Origin of the sequence: Paenibacillus sp. EZ-K15, from assembly GCF_002573715.1 — a bacterium.
Lineage (GTDB): Bacteria > Bacillota > Bacilli > Paenibacillales > Paenibacillaceae > Paenibacillus_AQ.
Map to the genome: position 1 here is coordinate 141,141 of NZ_PDHM01000028.1, position 22,541 is coordinate 163,681.

The following is a 22,541-nucleotide window of genomic DNA, read 5'->3' on the forward strand; positions in this document are numbered from 1 at the left end:
AAGAGAAGTCCCGTGCAGCAGCAATGTATGCTATCTAGTCTGCACATCACCTCATCCGTTAAAACCTGCCGGATTCCAATCAAGATGATCCTCCAGCCCGGCTTCAATCATTGCGCAGCTGGGCTTGGTGGTGGGATTCTCAACCTTCATGTAGTCAAGTCATTTACGGTAACCTGGTAGAAACGCCTGGGCCCTATTCCCCGGCATATACATCAAGATTTGATTTTGATTAAACTTACCCTTCCATTCTCTTTTCGTTTCATTTGTTGTATGAATTATAATCCACCTGCCCGAGAAGTCAAGCCATTGGAAGGAACTGTACATCTCACGCTCTGCCAGCTCAAGCCAATTTCCGTCCCATTCTCTGTACACGCTCAAGCCATTGCTTTCTTGCCACTTCAGGCATTTTGCGAAGCTGCGTAATGTTCGTGGCACGAACCGTGCCCACGCCGCAGAACTTCAGAATGGAATGCTTCATCATTTGATGTCCCGGCTGGCCGAGATAGAAACGATAGTAGACGTACGGCGAATCCATCGTGACGATCAAACGGGCCGTTTTCCCTTTGAGCAGCTGCTCCGGCAAAGGCGAGTTCCGACGGTACTTAAACGCAAAGCCCGGCAGAAAAACCCGGTCGATGAACCCTTTGAGCAGCGCCGGCATGCCGCCCCACCAATTCGGGTACACAAATACCAGATGATCCGCCCAAGAAATCAGTTCCTGCGCTTTTTGCAGATCCGGCTCCAGCGGTTGGTTACCCTTATAGCCGCCGGACAGATTCAAGTCAAACTCCAGCTCCGCAAGCACCAGCTCCCGCACCTCCGCCCCGGATTCGGCCGCCCCCCTTGCATAGACCTCTGCCAGCTGACTGCCATAACTGTTCTCAATGGGATTGCCTTGAATAATTAAAACCTTTTTCATATGTTTCTTCCCCCTCATAATTTGGTTAACGAACACTAACCTGATGGTAAAAAGAAAAGGTCACGCCGGACCTTTTCCCAAACCTGTTAATGCCAATAGATGCGCCGTCACTTCAGGTGCCAGCGGCGACAACGGTTCCTTCAGCTCTCCTTGCATCGTTGAGATTGCAAGCTGGCTGAATGCACCAATGATCAACACAGAGGTTAATCTCGTGTTCTGCGGCGGAATATCCCCCTGCAACACCGCTTGCTCAAGCAGATCATGCAAGGCGTCCAGCGGCTGACGTCCCCTGCTCTTGAGCACCTCCGTAAACAGCTCGTGATGCTGGGACAAGAGCAGCAAGCCGTATTTATCCTCGTCATACGCCGCCAATACCCGGATGACGAGCGCCGACAGTCTCTCTGCAAACAGGCCGGGCCGGGAAGCATAATCATCCACCAGACGCGTATAACTGCTGCAGTATTCCTCGAATGCTTCCGCAGCCACGGCATCCTTATTCGTAAAATGCTTATAGATCGCTGCATCCGTTACACCCGCCGCTGCGCCGATCTCCTTCACCGATACGCCATCCACGCCCTTCTCGGCGAAGAGTTTCATGGCAGCCTGCAAAATATCCTTCTTCTTGCTATCGAAATGTGGTTTCTTCTTCATGCTCATATCATAAGTGAACGCTAACCAAATTGCAATAACCACCGCAAAAAAAGAGGCTACCCCTTGCCCGGAGTGCCTCTCCATTCATATTCTTTCGCTTCCCGCAGCTTAAAAGCGCACGCTCAATCTCTTTTAGCCATGGACTCATTCATATGCCCAAGCTAAACTCCGGCTTCGACGGGAGCCGCCTTTACTTTTTTGCCGTACAGCAGCATAAGCGGGATGCTGATCACAAATGCGCCGGCAACAAGCAAGAACGGAATTCTCGGGTCGATGCCATATGCCCAGCCGCCAATGATGCCGGAAGGCGAAATGACAATAAGGATGAGCACCTGGAGCAGCGCGAATATTTTGGCGCGGTTCTCATCGTCTATCGCATTGGCCACCGCCGTCTCCAGATACGGATATGTCATCATCGTACCGATGGCGGCAATGACAGTGCTCAAACTCAGCACCAGCAGATCCCCTTGCGGCGCAAACACCAGTATGACATTGGACAACACCGATATTACGAATCCCCATACCATCGTCCGGTGCACATCCTGCTCCCCGATCCGGGGCATGATCCACCGCATGAATATTAGCATAATGACAGAGGAGAATGCCGGAAAGACCGAGATCAGGCCGCTGTCCAGATGCAAATATTCCACCATGAAGATGGAGACGTAGGTCGTCTTCACCGTCATCTGAAAATTGAACAATATATAAACGCCGAAGATCATCAGCAGCAGCGGATTTCCGAGCGTGCTCTTCATCACCAAGGCATAGTCGGACATTCCTTCGCGCAGGCTCATTGCCTTCGTTTCTTTCATCTTGCGGTATCCGATATCAGTCTCCCTTGTCGCATAGTGGCGCCCAATGAACTGGATTGTCATCAGAATACAGGCCAGCACGAACATGATGCGCACCCCGGGCACAAGCGTGAAATGATACACCAGCAGTCCGCCGATCGGTGCAAACAAGCCGCCCACGACGCTAATCAGCTGCAGCAGCGTAAAGACATAGGTTCGCTCCTTCGGTGCGGTATCCTCCACCAGCAGACAGTAAAAGGCGGTATGCGGCACCTTCTGAAAGCCGTTGATCACGGCCGCGATCACAAAAAACCAGAAGTTCTGTGAAATGGCCCAGAGCAGCGTGGCCACGGTCCAGCTTAGTACGTCGAAGTATAGCAGCGCCTTTTTTCTGCCTAAACGGTCTGTTAAATACCCGCTGAGAAACGAAGAAAGCACCTGCACAAGCAAACCGATGGAGGTAATCCAGCCGATTCCCGTCTCGGTTACCCCAAGTTGGTACATGTAGATGGAGGTGTACGTCGTGAACATGCTGTAAGGGATGAGAAACAGCGGCTCATAGACGAGACAGCCCCGCGCATTGCCAGTCAATTGCCGAAACGAAGTTGAACCCATAATATCCTCCGGACCTCATGTAATCGTTGCTTAGCCATTATAGCGCAACCGGGCCGGCAGCAGGATAGGAATGTTGAAGGATTTTTCGAGCTCATTCCGGACATGGGAATCCAGAAAAAACGTCAGCCCTTATCGTGTTCAGCAGCCCCCTTACCTTCTTGTACGGCAGTCTCAGGCAATTGAACGGTGATGGTGGTTCCTCGGCCCACTTCAGACCATACATTTACCCGGCCCCGGTGCGCTTCGACAATCGCCTTCGCGATGCTCATCCCGAGCCCCGATCCATCCTTACTCTCCTCGGTGTTCGTTCCCCGGTAATAACGCTCGAACAGATTGCAGCGAGTCTCTTCGTCCATCCCTACACCTTGATCCGCTACCACGATCGCCGCACCGGCCGGACGTCTCTCCACACGCACCTCAATGTTTACGCCCTCCGGATTATGCTTCACGGCATTCGTGATCAGATTATCCATCAATCGCTGCAGCCATTTGGCATTGCCGTCAACCAGCAGCGCCTCTTCCCCGCCGATATAATTGAAATTCGCATCCAGGGTGGCATCGTTGACGTATTTCAGCACGCAGCGGCGCACCAGCTCGTTCAGATCAAGCGTGGTCAGCTCCCGCGGCCGGATTTCGCTCCTCAAACGGAAGACGAGCGAGAAATCATCGATAAGCTCCAACATGTAGTCGCCTTTCTCACGAATCACGGTTCCCATCTCCCGCAGCTCTTCCTGGTTCCAATCCTGGGGAGCGCTCTCCAGCATATAGCCGTAACCCTGGATGGAAGACAACGGAGTACGCAAATCATGCGATATCCCGGACATCCATTCTTCCCGATTACGGTCGAGTCGCTCCCGTTCTCTCTCGGCCTTGGCAAGCTGCTCCGCCATCTTGTAAAAAGAATGAATCACTTCCTTGTACAGCTTGAAGCGCGTACGCAGCTTTCCGTTCTTGCGGAATACCCGCTTCCGGTCCTTCGGTGTCAGCACTTCCTCGTAGGCTCCGCTCCCCATCCGCTCAAACCACCCGGTAAACAGCAGCAGCGGCCGGCTGTACCGGTATCCATGCCATATCGCCACCCCAAGCGACAACGCAAGCACGCAGACCATCGTCCATAGCGCCACGCGGATCAGCTCATTCATCATCGGCCTTTTCTCCAGCGCCTCGTCCTGCGGCGTATGATATACCCAGGTGTTGCCGCTGGCCGTATCGCGGTATACCGCAATATGCGTTGAATACGTGCCCGGCTGCTCCTGCATCGTAATGATCTCCAGCGGGTGGTAGCTTACCTTATTGTCTGCATTTGTTCCAATCGCTTGGACAACGCGGCCCTCCCGGTCAATGACATGCAAATAACCGCCTAGACCGGCTAATTCGCGTCCGAGCCCCGCTTCATCCTCCGGCCTCACCCTGCCACCGTCCTGATAACGGGCATACCATTCCCGAAGATGGTCCGAACCCTCATCGATACGTCCGATCAGATACAGCAGCGGTTCTTCATAGGTTAGATCCATCTGCCAATACATCGTATACTCGCCGAGACGACGCTCCTCCTTGATCTCGAGCAGGGTGCTTACCGAGTACTCCGACGGAACATCCGGAGCCGTATTGGTGGAATGAATCACGTTTCCCTCCATATCCACCACTTGCAGCCACATATCCTTCTCTTGAAGCAGGAATTTCCACTGTTCCTCCAGCAGCACCTCGCCATTCTCTGTCACCGTCTCCGTCACGATGCCGTCCAAGACACCTGTCGGAAAATTGCGCTGAATCTCTTCATCACCGATATGTTTGATCAGGAAGAATAAGAGCACGATCAGGAAGCAAAACATAAACGCCGAGAACGCGATCAATTGGTACGTAAAATGAAAGGCAAGCCGTCTGCGCAGTCTCATCGGATTTTCTCCTTAACCAGCTTGTAGCCGAGCCCCCGAACCGTCAGCAAATATTGCGGGTTGCTCGGGTCCTCCTCGATGCGCTCGCGGATGCGGCGGATATGCACCATGACGGTGTTGTCCTCGCCCATGCCGTCGATGCCCCACACGGCTTCGTACAGCTGGGATTTGGAAAATACGACCCCCGGATGCTTGCAAAAATAAAGCAGCAGCTGAAAGACCTGGGCCGGACAAGGCACAGGCTCTCCAAGGACCGTAAGCTCCCCGGCGGATTCATCGACCTTAAACCGGCCGAAATCCCATGCACGCTGGATCACCGGCTGCTCAGACGACACGGTCGTCCCGATGCCTCCACGGCGCAGACGCGCCTTGATTCTTGCGGCAATCTCCAGCGGATTAAAGGGCTTGGTGACATAATCGTCTCCGCCCATCGCAAAACCGGTCAACACATCCAGATCCGATGCTTTGGCCGTCAGAAACAGGATGTGCGGACTGCCATAGGAACGGATCTGCGGACAGAGATCAAATCCCGTGCCGTCCGGCAGCATGACATCCAGCAGCACGATATCCGCTCCGTGTGCAGCAATTTCGCTAAGCGCCTCCTTACAGCTGGAAGCTGTGAATATGCGGTTAAAGCCTTCCTTGCGCAGCACCATCTGCAGCATTTTCACAATGGAAGGTTCGTCATCTACAATTAAAATTCGTGTTTGATCCATTTATCCTCACCCGACATTTATGCTAGCACAACAACCTTAACAGGAGTTAAACAAATGCTGAAAGAGTTAAGAAAAAGTTAGGATGCCGTTTCCGAGTTATTTCATTTCGAGCTTTATACTTGGTGTCAGAGGTGATTGACATGAATTCAAATAAACGTTCCACGGCCGTGGATGCGATTCGCGGCTTGAGCTTGCTCGGCATCCTGATGGCCAATATGCTTATTTTTCAATACGGCATGTTCGGCAAAGACGAGCTGCATCTCTTCCAGCCATCCACGCTGGATCTGATCAGCCATGACATGCTGAAAGTATTCGTAGAGGGCAGCTTCATGCCGATCTTTACGTTCCTGTTCGGTTACAGCATGATTAAAATGCGGGAAAGCCTGATTGGCAAAGGGCTCAAATATGGCCGCAGCTTCTTCCGCAGGTCCGTGCTGCTGATCATTCTCGGCTGGCTGCATTCCACATTCATCTGGGAAGGCGATATTCTGTTGTTTTACGGAGCGATCGGGCTTTTCCTGTTACTATTTGTGAAACGGAAGGCCAAAACGATCTTGATCTGGGGCATCCTCTTCCTGACGCTGTTTGCCATCTTCGGATATGGCTCCATGGAGCCTGGGGCAGGTGAAACAGAGCGCATGGAGAATTATGTGAAACAATCTATTGAGGTCTACGGTAACGGCACGTTCAGCGAGATCGTAAACTATCGTTCAACTGAGGAAATGCCCATCGACCTTCCGGACTGGTTGATGCTGTTGGTCATTCTGATTGCCCCACTGATGAGCGCGCCGATGTTCCTATTTGGTATGGTCGCAGCCAAGCGCGGGCGCTTCCTTCATCCTTCCAAGGAGATCAAGCTGTATCTAAGATGGTCTCTACTCGTTCCGGTCGGGCTTGGTCTAAAGACCGCCGGGGTTATGCTCGGGTCGACCGACAACTGGAGCGGCGTCTTCACAATGATTGGCGGACCTTTGCTCGCGCTGGGCTATATCCATCTGTTCGCCTCCCTATACGCTATCTCGTCTAAACAATCGGTTATCATCCGGGCGTTTGAAGCGGTTGGACGGATGTCGCTAACCAACTATCTGACGCAAAGCGTTGTATGCGTATTGATATTCTACGGATTCGGGCTGGGCATGTTCGGCAAGCTCGGTGTGCTGCAAGGAGCGCTGCTGGCAATCCTGATCTATGCTGTACTGGCAACGGGCAGCCTGCTCTGGTTGAAACGATTCCACGGCGGCCCAATTGAACGGCTGCTGCGCATCGGCACCTACTGGTCGTGGAGCGGCAGGGTGAAACCCAAAGCCATGACGCCTGCAGCCGCCGTACCTGCGGCAGAGTTTCCGGCAGAAGGTCCTCCAGCAACCTGAGTATTCCATAGCTTTCGGCATGAAGCACGGTTCCTCCCAAGATGAAATCAGGACGCTCGTTCATGTATAATGGACATACATGCAAGGGGCTAGACATTTCTGGAATTTATCCGGTCATCACCGAAGGAGGAATCAAGCATGCTGGTTGTTACAAACTCGATAAAGGTTAAACAGGGCTTCGGACAAGAAATTGCCCAGCGATTCGCTGAAGCGAAGGGCGTGCAGGAGATTGAGGGATTCGTGCGGATGGAAGTATGGCTCGAAGCCAAAGAAGGCGCAGAGGCTGAGGAATTGAAGGTCTCTACGGTATGGGAAGACGAGGAGGCATTCAAACGCTGGACTTCCAGCGAATCGTTCCGGCAATCCCACGGTCAGGGCCGCAACGAGAATATTTTGGGCGCTTCCTTGAACAAATATGAGCTGTTAATCAGTCATAAGAAGTAATCAAACACCATAAATACCCCGCCCGGGCGTTTGCCTGTGGCAGGGTATTTTTTTGCCGTGATATGACAGATACCTTCTCCATTTCGTTCACGATCCCTATGAAACCAAAGAGACATACCTCAGCGCCCCTGATCGTTTATCGTGTACCCCGGCAGCAATTCAGGGTTGTGGGAGCGCCCCAGCTCGACCATGTACGTGTTCAGGTCGTTCAATTCGGACCCGCCAGTACATACGATTGTCCATCCACCTCAAACTCGTTCGCCACGCGAACCTCCTGCTCACCCATTCCATATCCATTCCAAAGTCACCAAATATGATCACGACGAAATGGTTATATTAAGCACGATCAGGCAAAGCCATACATTCTGAGCAAAAGGAGCTTACGTCATATGGAAAGCACGCACGATTTTGTGGAAAAAATGAACGAGAATGCGGAGAAGGCCCGTCGCAACAAAGAGAATCACGGCAAAGGAACGCCAAGCGACAAGCTGCCGACCAAGCAGCACGGCACCAAGAAGTAGAATGACTCATACCGCGATCCTCATAGGATCGCGGCTATTATATCAGGAACGCTTCGAACCCCGGTTATCCGCGCTTCCCTATTACATATGATTTACAGTCCATCGGATGCCTGCTTCAGCAGGGATCCAAGCGCATCATAATCGACCTGCTGCCCGGACGTGATTTTGATAGTCTTTCGTTCAGGCGGTCCTTCAAACAACGCTTCAGGCCAATCCAGGCCATCCGCATTGAAAATGGTAAAGCTCACGGCACTCTTCGCGACGCTGATCACCGCCGTATATTTTCCATTCTTCAGAAAATGGGGCTTTTTATATTGAAGCCGTTCCGAAACGTACGGGATCGTACTGTGCACGAGCTCCCGAAGTCGCTCGCTGACCTCCACCTTCCAGGTATCACTGATGGCTGCAATGTAATCCGTTACTTCTTGATTCATCTTATTGGCTCCCTCTTTATCATAGTATAGTATTTTTCAACTCAGCCCTGATGAACCATCTGCCAGGTCATGCCGTACCGGTCCACCACTTCACCGTAGTAGGCTCCCCAAGGCTGCAGGGCAAACGGATATTTCTCGGTACCTCCATGGCTAAGATGGCGATAGGCGGCCCTGGCGTCTTCCTCGTAATCAAACGTGATGGCCAGACCCATGCTCGTGCTCTTACCGGTTTCCTGAAAAGCATCGGTGAGGATGAGCTTATTGCCGCCAGCCAGCGTTAACGACATGTGCATAATCTTATCCTGATGAGCTTCCGGTATGCCCGGCATGTCCTTGAAGGTAGTCAACAAACCGATCTCTCCACCCAACGCTTGCATGTAAAAATCCGCCTGGGCTCTTGCATCCTCCGAAATAATAAAAGGTACCATTTGTGCTTGCATGTTCATCTTCCTCTCAGTTCATTTTTTAGTTTTATATCTAAATGACGAACGAGATTTTATGTAATCGACACAACTTCATATTTTTTCGAAAATTTTTTTAAAATGTTTCTCCAGCTTGCTTTAGGACTCCGCTGGCAGGCATTCAGCCGCACGGTCAAGCAGCAGGGCCCGTTCCCTCAGGTTATCCGTCAGCGATGCGGCCAGCTTGAACTCCGCGCAGGCTTCGTCCAGGCGTCCCAGCTTAAAGAGCAGGTCTCCCCTTACGCTCGGGAGGAGATGGTATCCCTTCAAGGCGGGCTCGCAACGTAAAATGTCCACGATCTCAAGCCCGATCTCCGGACCGAAAGCCATGGAGAGGGCCACGGCCCGGTTCAATTCCACGATGGGCGAAGGAGAAACCTGGGCCAATGCCTCATACAGCGCGGAGATTCGAATCCAGTCGGTCTCTGCGGCACTCGGTGCTCCGGCATGACACGCGGAGATGGCTGCCTGAATAGCATAGGGCCCGGTCATTCCGCCCAACCGCTCGATCCGATCCAGAGCGGCAAAACCACGCCGAATCAATAAATAATCCCACAAGGCCCGATTCTGATCCATGAGCAGGACAGGCTCCCCCTCCGCGTTGACCCGGGACTTGAACCTAGAGGATTGAAATTCCATTAACGCAACCAAACCATGCACCTCGGCCTCCGTCGGCGCGATCTCTGCCAGCACCCGCCCAATTCGAAGCGCTTCCTGACACAGCAGCGGGCGAATCCACTGGCTGCCGGATGAAGCTGCATACCCCTCATTAAACATGAGGTAGATAACCTCAAGAACCGATGACAATCGCGGTTTAAGCTCGGCTCCCTGAGGAATCTCGAATGCCACCCGGGTTGCCGACAGCGTCCGTTTGGCACGAACGATTCGCTGCGCGATCGTCGGTTCAGGCACAAGATAGGCGTGGGCAATCTCCGCCGTCGTTAATCCGCCAAGCAAGCGCAGCGTCAGAGCCACCCGCGCCTCAGGGGAAAGAATCGGATGACAGGTCATGAAGATCAGCCGCAGAAGATCGTCGTTCACTTCCCCTGGCTCCGGTACCTCCATATCCAAATCCAACCGGGAGTCCATTTCACGTCCCAACAGCTCATACTTCTGATCGCGTACCTTATTCCGGCGCAGCAGGTCCAGCGCTTTACGCTTCGCAGCGGTCATTAGCCATCCACCGGGATTATCCGGTATGCCATCTATCGGCCAGCGTTCCAGCGCAGCGATAAGCGCATCCTGAGCAAGATCCTCGGCGATACCGACGTCACGAACCATTCGAGTCAGGTAGGCAATGATTTTGGAGGATTCGATTCTCCAGATGGCATCGATCGTACGATGGGTATCTGCCGCTGACATTACGGATTCTGCCTTTGGATGTGTTCACGCATTTCGTATTGTTTAGCCTGCGCTTCCGGGTCCTGCGTTAAGTCAGTCGGTTCAAACACCTGACGGAGCTCGATCTGGCCCGCACCGAAGCCGTGTGGATCCGGCATGCGTTTAGCCCACTCGATCGCCTCTTCCCTCGTCTTCACTTCGATCAAGGTATACCCCGCGATCAGTTCCTTCGCTTCCGTAAAGGGACCATCGGTAATTTTCGGCTTGCCCCCGGGCTCCGGATAAGATATCCGGATAGCGCCCGAACTTGGATGGAGCCCATCGGCGGCAAGCAGCACGCCCGCTCTGGCCAGCTCCATGTTGTACCTCATCATGGCATCCAACTGTTCTGCGCTTGGCAATACGCCTGCCTCGGAATCCTCGGTTGCCCTTACAATCATCATAAATCTCATTCTTATTCCCTCCTGGTTCTCGAGACTATCTTGAATTTTCGTTCTATGCTTAATCAACGAATAGAAAATGCTCTAATCGACAAAGACTTCAACATTTATAAAAAAATAATAGGTTACAATCATTTCGTTACTGAATCGTTTATTCCTGTTGGAATGATTCGGCTCCATAAAAAAAAGACCAACCAAAGCAAACGCTTGATGGGTCTTTGGAGTTGGACCTGATTCAAACCTGGTCCCATGGCTGCGGTTCATCCCATGGACTTGCTTCGCTCCCGATATGTTTTATTCTTCGCCCGATTGCCGCAGGCTTTCATCGAGCACCATTTTCCCGTTCCCGGCCTCGAGCGGTCAACGAATACCCACTGACAATCGTCGGCCGTACACACTCTCAATCTGCCCCACATATTCTTTTCACGAAGCCGAAATACCAGAATCAACAGCCGGGCCATCCCACCTCTTCCCTGTGTATCCACTGGCTCCATGGCGTCTGCGGTCTCACCAAAGCGATAAAAGAACCGGAACCGTCCGGCTACACGGTTTAACGCTTGGAAGCCAGCTTCCTGATGATCATGTATATTATTCGGAATAGCTGCTCTTAAGCCGCCCCGCAGCTCGCGGGCCAAAGCCAGATCCTCTTCAGATACGGTGTCCTGTTCCAGAATAAAGCCGTTTTTTAACAGCCACATGCGCAGATCCTCCGTGGCCCGAAGCTGCTCCACACCCGGATCCCCATCATATCTCATGCGTTTATCATGGGTGTTGATAAAATCCGCGATGATTTCGAGTTGATCAAATTCATGTCCCACAACAAACAAACCTCCTATTGATTTCTCCAAAACAAACCAGTAAAGTATATTTATCGGTTAGCTAACCAGTTATATATATTTAACGGTCACTTGCAACAATGTAAAGAATGCCCTATGTCTATTTACCTATCTACCGCAAGTTTGTTGTTATCAGTATACCAGACTCCCATTCTTTCCAAGAGGTGAAACGAATGAAGATCCAACCGTTTTCTTTTCAAATCGAGCCCGCTGCCATCGATGATTTATATCGGCGCCTGGACATGACCCGATGGCCTGACGAAATCCCCGGCGGACAATGGGATTATGGAATTCCCCTTGATTTCATGAAGGATATGGCCGCCTACTGGAGGCATGAGTTCGATTGGGAAGACTTCCAGCGCTCCATTCATGCCTTTCCGAATTATGTCGCTGATATCGATGGAGTCGACATTCACTTCATACATATTAAGGGCAGCGGCGAGCACCCCATCCCGCTCCTCATTGCTCACGGTTGGCCCAGCTCCTTCTATGAAATGCTGGAACTTATCCCTTACCTTACCAATCCTGAGCAATTTGGCGGCCATGAGGAAACTTCCTTCGACGTTGTCATTCCATCGATCCCGGGTCATGGATTCTCAGGTATAGAACTGCGACCGGGCTTTGAAGATCGCCAAGCGGGGGAACTGCTTATGAAACTCATGACAGAGCTCGGTTACGAACGATTCGGTGCACACGGCTATGATATCGGAGCCAGCATTCTGGGGCTCATGTGTCTCGACCATCCCGACCGTTTCATCGGCTATCACACCACATCGCCAGGGAACCCCAGTCCCTATGTGGATTCGAACTCAACGCTTTCAGCCGAGGAGGCCGAGTTCCTCGACTATCAGAAGCAATGGGGACGCGAGGAGGGCGCTTACGCCCATATTCTGGGCACACGGCCGCAGACGGCAGCCTATGGATTGCATGATTCACCCGTAGCGCTGGCCGCGTTCATTCTGGAAAAATGGCACTACTGGACATCTCCCGAGGATGGCGATGTGTTGCAGCATTTCAACAAGGCGCAGCTCATGGCCAACGTGTCCATCTACTGGCTGACCCAGAGCATCAACGCCTCGAACCGCTATTATTATGAAGGCAAGCATACGAGGTGGCCGGGGCCCAAAGAAAGTTCACCTGTACCGCATGGTGTCACTTTAAGCGCTCAGCGGAACGAGCGTCCGCCCCGATCATATGTAGAACGGATCTTCCCGAATGTGATCCACTGGAAGGATCTAAATGCGGGCGGGCACTTCATTGCAGCAGAACAACCGGCCTGGATTGCTGAGCAAATCATGGCTTTCTTCAAGCTGCTCCGCGATTCGCCGCAGGATGTTGTGTAATTTTACGAATAGCAGGACAGGAGATCACCGCATCGGTACCGAAATAAGTAGCTACCATTTCTCATGAATGCGGTGATCTCCTATGGTAACTAACATTCCGAACCGGATCCATATTATCGGCTCCGTCGGAAGCGGAAAAACGACACTCGCCAGGACGCTGTCCGCCCAGTTCCGCATTCCTTATTACGAGCTCGACAATGTGGTGTGGGAGCGAGCCGAGCCGGATGATATTCGGAGGAGCGAAGCGGACCGGGATGCGATGTTAATAAGCATCATCAACACGAAATGCTGGATCATCGAAGGCGCTCACCTTAAATGGGTCAGCCCCAGCTTCCGCCGTGCAGATCTTATCATATTCCTGAACCCGTCCTACTCCACAATAACCTACCGGATCATTACAAGGTTCATCAAGCAGCGACTGCGACTTGAACAGGCGCATTATACACCCAGCTGGGACATGTTCAAAAAGATGTTCGAATGGAGCGCCGCGTTTCAGCGGGAAGGCAGATATCAGATTCAGGATACGCTCGAAGATTATCCCGGCAAAGTGATCGTCGTGAAGAGTCATCGACAACTCATGCAGCAGCTTAAGCAGTGGATACCCTCCATAGAACACCAAGAAAGGACCTCCGGTTAACCGGAGGTCCTTCTCACTTAGAAAATATCCATGCTCAAATACCGCTCTCCCGTATCCGGAGCAATGCAGACAACCCGCTTCCCTTCCCCCAGCCGCTTCGCTACGTGAAGAGCAGCGAATACCGATGCGCCGGAGGACGGCCCCACCAGAATCCCTTCCCTGCGAGCCAAATCCCGCACCGTTTGCAACGCATCCTCGTCGGCGATCTGGATGATCTCATCATATACGCTCGTATTCAGAATCTTCGGTACAAAACCCGGGCTTGTGCCCACTAGCTTGTGCGGTCCAGGCTGTCCGCCGGAGAGCACAGGCGAGCCCTTCGGCTCGACTACCGCGATGTGCAGATTCGGCAGGGACTTCCTCAGCTCTTCCCCGGTACCGGTTACGGTGCCGCCCGTTCCCGCCGTTGCCACGAAGGCATCCAGCCGCCCTTCCATCTGCCCCAAAATTTCCGGCGCTGTCGTCAACCTGTGAATGTCTGGGTTGGCCGCATTCTCAAACTGCTGCGGAATGAAGCTGCCGGGAATCTGCTCCCTTAGCTCAAGCGCTTTGGCAATGGAGCCCGGCATGCGTTCGCTGCTCGGTGTCAGCACGACCTCCGCGCCGTACGCCTTCAATATATTTATCCGTTCCCTGGACATGTTGTCCGGCATAATCAGGATAGCGCGGTAACCCTTGGCGGCTGCTATCATCGCCAGGCCAATGCCCGTGTTCCCGCTCGTTGGCTCAATAATGGTACCGCCCGGTTGGAGTAATCCTTGTTCCTCTGCGGTATGAATCAGATTGTACGCCGCGCGGTCCTTCACGCTGCCGGAAGGATTGAATCTCTCAAGCTTTACATAGACATCAGCAGACCCTTCAGGCACTAGCCGCTGAAGTTTCAGGATTGGCGTCTGACCGATCATATCAACTACACTATTATAAATCTCCATGATGTTGATGCTCTCCTTTATATATGAAGTGAAATCATTCTCCACTAAACCAGATTACTCACAAAGACAATAAACTTACTCGGATTATAACAAAAACGTTGATCGACGTACATTCACAGATGACAGACCCCAGTTAGAAGAAGTTTTTCTTGCGATATCAGGAGGTCACAAGCTTCGATGTTTATACTTTCTGATATCTTAACAAAAACGTCGATCGACGTACATTCACAGATGACAGACCCCAGTTAGAAGAAGTTTTTCTTGCGATATTAGGAGGTCACAAGCTTCGATGTTTATACTTTCTGATATCTTAACAAAAACGTCGAAGGTCCCCGACTCATAAGGCGAGGCGAGGCGCGCCGCTTCAGTATGAATTTATGGTATGCTGTTCAGAGAAAATAACGATCGGGCTCCCCCTCGGAAGACAAACCTTCCATGGTCTGTGCACGATCCACATATAAGAGGAGGCGCAAGAAAGCGTGAATATTCCGCTGTCACTACCTGAAGATCAACCCGTCCTGCTGCTCGACCGGACACATGATTTATCGCACCAGGACGTGCTGTACCATTTTGCTCTGGACGAGCTCCTATGCAGGCTGACCGGAGATGGCGGGCCGGCCGTCTGCCATCTGTGGCGGCATCCGCGCGCTTTTGTGATGGGTGTGCGCGACAGCCGCCTCCCCCATGCGCCGCAAGGGGAAGCCATGCTTCGTTCCCTCGGCTATGACACCGCCGTCCGCCATTCGGGCGGTGCTGCGGTTCCCTTAGACGCTGGCGTGGTGAACCTGTCCCTCATCCTCCCCTTTTCCTCTACGGGACCGGCGCCTGACTTTCATCAAGACTTTGAGATCATGGTGGAGCTGATCCGGGAGGCCCTCCGCGGCACCGGACAGAACGTAGATACCGGCGAAATTGCTGGCGCCTTCTGTCCCGGAACGTTCGATTTAAGCATAGGTGGCCTTAAATTTTGCGGCATTGCCCAGCGGCGGCAGCGTAAAGCCTTCATTATCCAGGCTTTTATCATCGCCGAAGGTTCAGGCAGCGAGCGCGCCCGGCTGGTTCGTTCCTTCTATGATATTGCCGCTGCGGGTGCAGACCCCAAGCAATATCCTCTAGTAGAGGCTAACAGCACCGCCAGTCTTGAAGAGCTTACGAACATCGGTACCGGTCAGAACGCCGTGCACCCCTTTATCGTTGCTGTAAAAGAGGTCATCCGAAGCTGGCAGTCAGGCAAGGAGCTGACAGAAGCCGCTTCCAGGTTTACGATGCCAGGCACTGAGGAGATTCGTGTCATGGCCGAACAGATGCGTCAGCGCTACAAGGGCAACTCCATATGATTATGCATATCCTCCGCAAGTCCAGCCATGTACAGGGGCGCCGCTAGACGCCCCCTCCAATATTACTTTATTTTTACAATTCCACCATTCACCGATGATATTCCCTTAACACTTCCCCTATAAACTTGTCCTGATGGCAATTTATACATTAGGGGTGGATAAGCTTGAGTAAAACGATGGATCGCAAAACGTTTCTGTCTTATCTAGGTACTGGCGCAACCGCATTGGCTGCCGCTTCCGCAGGCTTAGGTGTATTGGAAGGGAAGGCTTCCGCCATGTCCGGAACCGCCAATCATCTGTTCGGATTCAAAACGAATCGGGTCAGCGGTTACTTCGAACCAATCGAACCAACCAAAGCAGACCAGCTCGTCCTGCCTAAAAACTTTAAATATGATGTCATTGCGGCTTTTGATGACGTGATCAATCCGGCTGGCGAAAAATTCGGCTCCGGCTGTGATTACAACGCATTTTTCCCGCTTAAGGGCTCCAATGTCCGCGGCCTCCTGGTCAACAATCATGAATACTCCACCATCTTCTCCATCGGTCCTGTGAAGGACGAGAAGATGACGGCGGATCAAATCCATAAAAACCTGTATTACCAAGGCATGTCCGTTATCGAAGTATACCGTGACGAGAAGGGTGTATGGAAAATGGACACCACCTCCACCCATGCCCGCCGCATCAACGGCTTCAGCAAATTCGATATCACCGGTCCGGCCAAAGGCATCCCTGCCCTGAAAGGCGCAACGACGGCTACCGGCACGTTTGCCAACTGCTCCGGCGGGGTGACGCTTTGGAACACGGTCTTATCTTGCGAGGAGAACTTCGAGGACACCGCGGCAGTCTCTAACCTGCCGGATACGCATTACGGCTGGGTCGTTGAGGTCGATCCGTTCGATAAATCCTTCCTGAAGAAGCACACCGCCCTCGGCAGATTTAATCATGAGAATACCGCGATGGGCCTTGCCGCAGACGGCCGGATCGTTGTCTATATGGGCGACGACAAGAAGGATGCCTGTGTCTATAAATTCATCAGCAAAAACAAATATGATAAAAGCAAAGGCCGTGCTAACTCCGCGCTTCTGGAAGACGGAACCCTGTACGTGGCCAACCTGAAGTCGGGCAAATGGCAGCCGGTCACCCTGGAGGCCGTAACCAAGGCCGCCGCAGAGGATAAAGAGGCCCAAGCCAAATTCAAGTCCCAAGGCGATGTGGTCACTTACTGCCAGGAAGCTGCGCGTCTTGTCGGCGGAACACCAACGGACCGTCCGGAGGATATCGAAATCTCGCCGTTTGATAACACCGTGTTTATCTGCCATACGAACAACGACAATCACGGCAACATCCATGGCCATATAACGCGCATTTTTGAAGCGGGCAACGATCTGGCAGCCATGGAGTTTGACTTTGAAATTTTTGCTGCGGGAGGACGCCAATCCGGATTCAGCTCGCCGGACAACCTGGCTTTCGACTCGAACGGCGATCTGTGGGTCGTGACGGATATCTCCAGCAGCAGCCAGAATAAAGGCGTTCACAAATCCTTTATGAACAACGGACTGTTTGTGATTCCAACAAGCGGGCCGGATCAAGGGGTCGCGCTGCAATTCGCCTCCGGCCCGGTGGAATCCGAGCTTACAGGTCCTTTCTTCACACCCGATGAGCAGACGCTCTTCCTGTCCGTTCAACACCCGGGCGAGAATACGGAGGACCTCAGCAAACCAACCAGCACATGGCCTCACCGCTCCGGTGAAAACATGGCGCGCTGCGCCGTGGTAGCCATTAGCGGCTTCAAACTGGAGTAATACCAATCGAAAGGAGCGAGGATTATGCCGTTTGGCAACATCGGAATCGGTGGTTTAATTCTTATTTTGATTATCGCACTCATCATATTCGGTCCATCCAAGCTTCCCGAGCTCGGTCGCGCTTTCGGGCGGACCTTAAGCGAGTTCAAGGGCGCAACCCGTGGCTTGATGAACGGAGACGACGAGAATGGAAAAAAAGACGATGCTCCGCAAACTGCTGCAGCGGTCGATAAGCAGCACAGCTAATCCGAACGACCAGAGCGCGATCGAGCATCTGGAAGAAATGCGGAAGCGCCTGATCCGCACCCTGATTGCGTTTCTCGTCGCGATGGTAGCTGCCTTCATCTACGTCGAGAAGATTTACCACTGGCTGGTACGAGGCATGGACAAAAAGCTCGTTCTGCTCGGTCCCTCCGAAGTAATGTGGGTATATATGATCATTGCGGGCGTTGTAGCCGTCACCGTCACGCTTCCCATTGCCGCTTATCAAATATGGCGGTTCGTGCAGCCGGCGCTGCCGGATGGGACTCACCGCTCGGCCGTGCTGCTCATTCCCGTGATTAGCGTGTTATTCATTGCCGGCATTTGCTTCGGGTACTTCGTGCTGTTCCCGATGGTGCTGCAGTTCATGCAGCGTATGGCCGAAGGCGCATTCCAAACGATGTATACCGCGCAAAAATACTTCACGTTCATGATCCATATGACCGTTCCTTTCGGATTCCTGTTCGAAATGCCCGCCATCGTTGTTTTTCTGACGAAGCTCGGCATCGTGAATCCGCATCGGCTGGCCAAGATGCGTAAATCAGCCTACTTTCTGCTCTGCATCGTGGCCGTCACCATCACGCCGCCGGATATCATGTCCGATTTGATTGTGATCGTTCCGCTGTTCCTGCTGTACGAAATCAGCGTATCGATCTCCAGATTCATCTATCGCAAGCAGCTGCAGCTCTCTCAAGCGGAGGGCAGCGCAACTTAATACACGTCCGTTTCCCCCGAAGTAGGACGGAATCTTGAAGAACCCGTGACTGACAACCTAAGCAAGCAGGTTGTTCCGGCTGCGGGTTCTCTTTTGCATTCAACACGTTAGATAATGTGACACTTATAATGATGAATCTAGTAAAAATGGATTGACACTTTGGATATATTGTTTTAGTTTTACTTTATAATAAAGAAATTGTCTTAATATATTACGATGATCATGTAATTTCATGTAATGTATCCAAGATCGTCTTCCATATTGAGTATAATTTGTCATATATATGTTATGAATAATCACATATTCTAATTTATCTACCGAAATCCCTTAGCTTCATCCTTTACCTCTCCTATTCATATGCATCCAGGAGCTCGTGACATAAATCCCTGTTCTGAGACTTTTGGCATGATTCCACTGATTTTTAGAAATGATCCATTGATTTATTAGTCGAGTTCTCCTAGTATTTTTAGTAGAAACATCTAACGGTTTGGCATGAGGGCCAGTACTTTGCCGTTATTTATGATAGCGCTACCAGTAGCTGTAAGAAAAACGGGAGGTTGCAGATATGAAATGGAATCACTTCAAGTCCAAGCTTCTGCTTAAATACACACTGTCCTACATCTCCATTTTCCTGATACCTCTTGTTATATTAACCATCATTATTTATCACAATGCCGTGAATACGCTCCGTTCCGAGATCGAGCAGACCAATGTCAATCAATTGACCCAGGCTAAAACCGTCATCGATGAGCGCATGAAAGAATTGCAGGACATCGCCTTTCGCATCGCCTACGATGAGCAGCTGACCCGTTATTGGACTCACCATCCTTACTACAGCCGGGAATCCATCGGGGCCTTGGTCAAATACAAAGCCACCAGCTCCATTATTGATGAACTGTTCCTGTTCTTCCGCGGAGATAACAGCATTTATTCGTCACAGGGCTTTGAGAATCTGAATGTCTTCACCGACCGCTACAAATTCAACAGCTGGAATGAAACGGAGATGGTCCGTGATTTAAACTCTGTCCCGATTCCGACCATGCGCCCGGCGGAGCAAGTGGTTCAGGGGACCAAAATCCAAAATTCCATGCTGGCATACCTTGTGCCGATCGCACCTAACAATACGCCCGCCCACGGCACCGTCATGTACCTGATCCATGAGTCCAATCTGACCGGATTGATCGAATCCATCCTCAGCGACTATCATGGAATGACATATATATTCGATAATTACGGGCAAGTGCTGGCCGCCAATCACCAAGGCGAAACCATTACCGAGCAGGAAGTCCACGCCCTGTTCGCGCTTGAGCCTGGAACGCACAGCCTTTCCTTGAACCAAGAGCCGCATTCGGTTGTATCCGTCAAATCCGATGCGGGCTGGACTTATGTCACCGCAATGCCAAGCAACCAATTTTTCAGCCGTATCGTTCATATTCGTACCTTCGTGATTCTGGTATTCTCCTTCGTCGTAGTGATGGGCACCATTCTTGCCATTATGCTGGCTCGCAGACAATACCATCCGATTTCAGACTTGATGGAGTTCATCCGCTTGAAGAATGACCCGGAAACGTCCACATCCAGCAACGAGCTGGAATGGATCAAGAAAACGCTGCACGACTACAGCCAGCGCGTCGATCTTCAAGAGCCTTATGCGCGGAATCATATTCTTCTCATGCTGCTAAAGCATGGCCATACCGGTGAATTCCCTTCCGAGTTCACCGAGAAGCTGGGCATCCGCTTCAGCCAATCCCATTATTTTGTCGTGACCATGGGCTGGGAGTCGCACGCCCTGCCCATTGGCGACAATCCGGAGCGGCGGCCCGTCATGCAGTTAATGAACGATGTGGAGCTGCCGGCGTTTTCCGCCTATGCCTATGGAGTGGAGCTGCCACAGCCCGATCAGCTGGCCCTCATTGTCGGATTTGATGCCGAAACCGGGCATGATGCGAGCCTTAACGCCCGTATGGAGCCGATCGCCCTGGCCCTGCAATCGATGGCGGGAGAGCACACGGGTGTCTCTCCTGCGATCGGGGTAGGCAACCGCTACAGCTATCCGGAGCAGCTGAATCAATCTTTCATTGAAGCATCAACCGCTTTGGAGGCTTCCATGCTGCACGGACAGGGCAGCAGCACCTTCTTTAACGCTCTTTCCGGTTCCGGCGCACAGGATTCATCCTTCTGGGTCCCTAAGGATGTGTTGCTGAAGCTGGTTCAAAGCTTGAAACAGGGCAGTTACGATGTAGCGGTTCAGATGGTATCCACCGCATTGAATAACCTGAAGACGGAAATGCCATCCGTACCGCTGCTGCGCTGTATCTGCTTCGATATTCTGAATACCATGCTGAAGACCGCGTCCGAGCTTGGCATCCATCATGTGGTCAATCAGCTTCCACGGGTCACTTCTTATGACTCGCTGGAGGATTTGGAGAAGAAGCTGGCAGGCCTTGCCGCGGAAATCTGCGCCCATGTCGAGGCGAAGAGCGAGACCGAAGAGAGCTCCCTGATGGACGAAATCGTTGCCTTTATCGATGCCAATTTTACGGACTATGACCTCAGCCTGGGCACGATCTCGTCTAAATTCTCCATCTCTTCATCATATTTCAGCCGCTCCTTCAAGGAGAAGATCGGGATGAACTTTACCCAATACATCTGGCAGAAACGAATGGATGAGGTGATCCGGCTGCTGCTGCACACAACCGATCCATTAAAGGACATCATCACCCGGGTCGGGTACCTGGACACGCCGAACTTCATCCGCAAATTCAAGAAAGAGACGGGGTACACGCCCGGCCAATACCGCAAAATGCACAGCAGCAACGGCGCTGCTGATTCGCCGGATGAGGATGACGAAGAGTACACCGGATAACGAATTCGGATGTGGCGAAGAATAGTGAGTCGGTAGCGGTTTTGCCGCAAAATAGAAACCTCCCCTGAACCGTACCGTTCAGGGGAGGTTTTCGTATGTTTTAAACTCATCCGAGTTATCAGATCCACCGCGACCGCCAGCTGTTCCTATTTCCCGGCCGGGATGCTTTGAAGTCCTTGATGCATAGCGCCCAGCAGGCGATGGGTCGGGTCGCATCCATATTCCCAGAACATGATCCCGGCCAAGCCTTGTTCCTTCACATAATTGCATTTGCACTGAATCGATTCCTCATCGTCATAAGAAATCAAGCTGGAGCCGTTAAAAAGGTACGGCGCGCAGGCTTCCTCGTCCCAATAACGAATGTAGCCGTTCTTGTTGATGTACTCCGCAGCCAGCTCGGCAAAGGCCGGACCATAGCCGCCTGTACTGCCAGCCATTTGGTGAAGGCCATGGTTTCGATTCGGCACCTCGTTCCATACACGGGAGTAGAATGCGGCACCGATGACAATCTTCTCCTTCGGGACGCCGGCGCGAACAAACAGGTTCACGGAAGCATCCGTGCTGATTCGGAACAGATCTCCGGTTGACGTGTACAGATTCGTATGATGTCCGGTCAGGACCTGAAACCCGCCTCGCATATCATAGGTCATCAACTGGACAAAATCCAGGTACTGCTGTACCTCGGCCATCTCCGTGCCGTCTACATAGTACTGGTCAGCCCCTGCCGCAATCGTGAGCAGGTAATGCCGGCCATCCCGGGAGCCCTTAGCATCCAGCGCCTCCCGGATCGTCTTGAGCAGCAGGGTGAAATTCCGTTTATCATCCGGACTCGACCCTATGTCGGCCTCACCGTAACATGGATACTCCCAGTCCAGATCGATACCGTCAAAAGGGTATTCCTCCAGCACCCGTATGGCGGATGCAGCCATGCGGTCCCTTCCGTCTTCGGTTGAGGCGGCTTCAGAGAAACCACCAGCGCTCCAGCCGCCAACAGACAGAAGTACCGTAAGAGTCGGGTGATCCCGCTTGATGTTCCGGACCACCTCGCCATTCTTCAAATGCTCGGTGGTGATCTCATCATTCTTGACATGACCGAAGGCTACGTTCAGATGCGTTAATTTCAGCAGATCCTCATGCGTCATGTCGGGAAGAACCGAATCGACGGCGTAACCCGCTACAATATACTTCGTCATTACTCTTCACTCCGATCCCTT

The 22,541-nt window shown here is 52.2% G+C and carries 22 protein-coding genes and 1 riboswitch; of the genes, 10 read left to right on the plus strand and 12 right to left on the minus strand.

The window, feature by feature from the left end:
* Positions 1 to 131: 131 nt before the first annotated feature.
* Positions 132 to 233, minus strand: a riboswitch (purine riboswitch).
* A gap of 107 nt (positions 234 to 340) precedes the next feature.
* From CRG97_RS30945 to CRG97_RS30965, 5 genes are all read right to left on the minus strand, one after another.
* Positions 341 to 919 (minus strand): NAD(P)H-dependent oxidoreductase, encoded by a 579-nt coding sequence (locus CRG97_RS30945; RefSeq protein WP_098749322.1) that lies wholly within the window; start codon positions 917 to 919, stop codon positions 341 to 343.
* A 60-nt stretch (positions 920 to 979) separates the two neighbouring features.
* The gene (locus CRG97_RS30950) at positions 980 to 1,570 is read right to left on the minus strand and encodes a TetR/AcrR family transcriptional regulator (RefSeq protein ID WP_098749619.1); all 591 of its coding nucleotides are present in this window, start codon (positions 1,568 to 1,570) and stop codon (positions 980 to 982) included.
* Positions 1,571 to 1,731: 161 nt separating this feature from the next.
* Positions 1,732 to 2,976 (minus strand): MFS transporter, encoded by a 1,245-nt coding sequence (locus CRG97_RS30955; RefSeq protein ID WP_098749323.1) that lies wholly within the window; start codon positions 2,974 to 2,976, stop codon positions 1,732 to 1,734.
* A gap of 122 nt (positions 2,977 to 3,098) precedes the next feature.
* Positions 3,099 to 4,871, minus strand: coding sequence for a sensor histidine kinase (locus CRG97_RS30960; protein ID WP_098749324.1), 1,773 nt, complete (start codon positions 4,869 to 4,871; stop codon positions 3,099 to 3,101).
* Positions 4,868 to 5,587, minus strand: a complete 720-nt coding sequence (locus tag CRG97_RS30965; protein ID WP_098749325.1) for a response regulator transcription factor — start codon at positions 5,585 to 5,587, stop codon at positions 4,868 to 4,870. The genes CRG97_RS30960 and CRG97_RS30965 overlap by 4 nt, the downstream gene beginning before the upstream one ends.
* A gap of 140 nt (positions 5,588 to 5,727) precedes the next feature.
* Here CRG97_RS30965 and CRG97_RS30970 point away from each other — a divergent pair, with 140 nt between their 5' ends.
* The 3 genes from CRG97_RS30970 (at position 5,728) to CRG97_RS30980 (ending at position 7,922) form a co-directional block, all read left to right on the plus strand.
* Positions 5,728 to 6,957: a DUF418 domain-containing protein gene (locus CRG97_RS30970; RefSeq protein ID WP_098749326.1), complete on the plus strand. Its 1,230-nt coding sequence runs from the start codon at positions 5,728 to 5,730 to the stop codon at positions 6,955 to 6,957.
* Between the two features lie 138 nt (positions 6,958 to 7,095).
* Positions 7,096 to 7,401, plus strand: coding sequence for an antibiotic biosynthesis monooxygenase (locus CRG97_RS30975; protein ID WP_098749327.1), 306 nt, complete (start codon positions 7,096 to 7,098; stop codon positions 7,399 to 7,401).
* A gap of 389 nt (positions 7,402 to 7,790) precedes the next feature.
* Positions 7,791 to 7,922, plus strand: coding sequence for a DUF4023 domain-containing protein (locus CRG97_RS30980; protein WP_009590359.1), 132 nt, complete (start codon positions 7,791 to 7,793; stop codon positions 7,920 to 7,922).
* Positions 7,923 to 8,014: 92 nt separating this feature from the next.
* On the opposite strand, the gene CRG97_RS30985 is transcribed toward CRG97_RS30980, so the two are convergent.
* The 5 genes from CRG97_RS30985 to CRG97_RS31005 form a co-directional block, all read right to left on the minus strand.
* Positions 8,015 to 8,356 carry a DUF1801 domain-containing protein gene (locus tag CRG97_RS30985; protein WP_098749328.1) on the minus strand — a complete coding sequence of 114 codons (342 nt, stop codon included), beginning with the start codon at positions 8,354 to 8,356 and terminating at the stop codon, positions 8,015 to 8,017.
* Between the two features lie 41 nt (positions 8,357 to 8,397).
* Positions 8,398 to 8,796 (minus strand): VOC family protein, encoded by a 399-nt coding sequence (locus tag CRG97_RS30990; RefSeq protein ID WP_098749329.1) that lies wholly within the window; start codon positions 8,794 to 8,796, stop codon positions 8,398 to 8,400.
* Positions 8,797 to 8,916: 120 nt separating this feature from the next.
* Positions 8,917 to 10,179: an RNA polymerase sigma factor gene (locus CRG97_RS30995; protein ID WP_098749330.1), complete on the minus strand. Its 1,263-nt coding sequence runs from the start codon at positions 10,177 to 10,179 to the stop codon at positions 8,917 to 8,919.
* Positions 10,179 to 10,610: a YciI family protein gene (locus tag CRG97_RS31000; protein WP_076323869.1), complete on the minus strand. Its 432-nt coding sequence runs from the start codon at positions 10,608 to 10,610 to the stop codon at positions 10,179 to 10,181. The genes CRG97_RS30995 and CRG97_RS31000 overlap by 1 nt, the downstream gene beginning before the upstream one ends.
* A gap of 248 nt (positions 10,611 to 10,858) precedes the next feature.
* Positions 10,859 to 11,416: a CGNR zinc finger domain-containing protein gene (locus tag CRG97_RS31005; RefSeq protein ID WP_098749331.1), complete on the minus strand. Its 558-nt coding sequence runs from the start codon at positions 11,414 to 11,416 to the stop codon at positions 10,859 to 10,861.
* Between the two features lie 191 nt (positions 11,417 to 11,607).
* Between CRG97_RS31005 and CRG97_RS31010 the strand changes: the two genes are divergently transcribed.
* Both CRG97_RS31010 and CRG97_RS31015 read left to right on the plus strand, forming a co-directional pair.
* The gene (locus tag CRG97_RS31010) at positions 11,608 to 12,777 is read left to right on the plus strand and encodes an epoxide hydrolase family protein (RefSeq protein WP_098749332.1); all 1,170 of its coding nucleotides are present in this window, start codon (positions 11,608 to 11,610) and stop codon (positions 12,775 to 12,777) included.
* Positions 12,778 to 12,859: 82 nt separating this feature from the next.
* Positions 12,860 to 13,414 carry a P-loop NTPase family protein gene (locus CRG97_RS31015; RefSeq protein ID WP_098749333.1) on the plus strand — a complete coding sequence of 185 codons (555 nt, stop codon included), beginning with the start codon at positions 12,860 to 12,862 and terminating at the stop codon, positions 13,412 to 13,414.
* A gap of 17 nt (positions 13,415 to 13,431) precedes the next feature.
* On the opposite strand, the gene cysK is transcribed toward CRG97_RS31015, so the two are convergent.
* Positions 13,432 to 14,346, minus strand: coding sequence for a cysteine synthase A (gene cysK / locus CRG97_RS31020; protein ID WP_098749334.1), 915 nt, complete (start codon positions 14,344 to 14,346; stop codon positions 13,432 to 13,434).
* A 479-nt stretch (positions 14,347 to 14,825) separates the two neighbouring features.
* On the opposite strand from cysK, the gene CRG97_RS31025 reads away from it, so the two are divergent.
* The 5 genes from CRG97_RS31025 to CRG97_RS31045 all read left to right on the plus strand — a co-directional run bounded on the left by CRG97_RS31025 (position 14,826) and on the right by CRG97_RS31045 (position 21,327).
* Positions 14,826 to 15,683, plus strand: coding sequence for a lipoate--protein ligase family protein (locus tag CRG97_RS31025; protein ID WP_098749335.1), 858 nt, complete (start codon positions 14,826 to 14,828; stop codon positions 15,681 to 15,683).
* A 176-nt stretch (positions 15,684 to 15,859) separates the two neighbouring features.
* Positions 15,860 to 17,485, plus strand: coding sequence for a PhoX family protein (locus tag CRG97_RS31030; protein ID WP_098749620.1), 1,626 nt, complete (start codon positions 15,860 to 15,862; stop codon positions 17,483 to 17,485).
* Between the two features lie 24 nt (positions 17,486 to 17,509).
* Positions 17,510 to 17,731: a twin-arginine translocase TatA/TatE family subunit gene (gene tatA / locus CRG97_RS31035; protein ID WP_015737862.1), complete on the plus strand. Its 222-nt coding sequence runs from the start codon at positions 17,510 to 17,512 to the stop codon at positions 17,729 to 17,731.
* On the plus strand, positions 17,688 to 18,461 hold the full coding sequence (gene tatC, locus CRG97_RS31040; protein ID WP_098749336.1) for a twin-arginine translocase subunit TatC: 774 nt from the start codon (positions 17,688 to 17,690) through the stop codon (positions 18,459 to 18,461). Before tatA ends, tatC begins: the two co-directional genes overlap by 44 nt.
* Positions 18,462 to 19,026: 565 nt before the next feature.
* Complete coding sequence (locus tag CRG97_RS31045) at positions 19,027 to 21,327, plus strand: helix-turn-helix domain-containing protein (protein WP_098749337.1); 2,301 nt, start codon at positions 19,027 to 19,029, stop codon at positions 21,325 to 21,327.
* Between the two features lie 146 nt (positions 21,328 to 21,473).
* On the opposite strand, the gene CRG97_RS31050 is transcribed toward CRG97_RS31045, so the two are convergent.
* The gene (locus CRG97_RS31050) at positions 21,474 to 22,520 is read right to left on the minus strand and encodes a glycoside hydrolase family 18 protein (RefSeq protein ID WP_098749338.1); all 1,047 of its coding nucleotides are present in this window, start codon (positions 22,518 to 22,520) and stop codon (positions 21,474 to 21,476) included.
* Positions 22,521 to 22,541 lie beyond the last annotated feature (21 nt).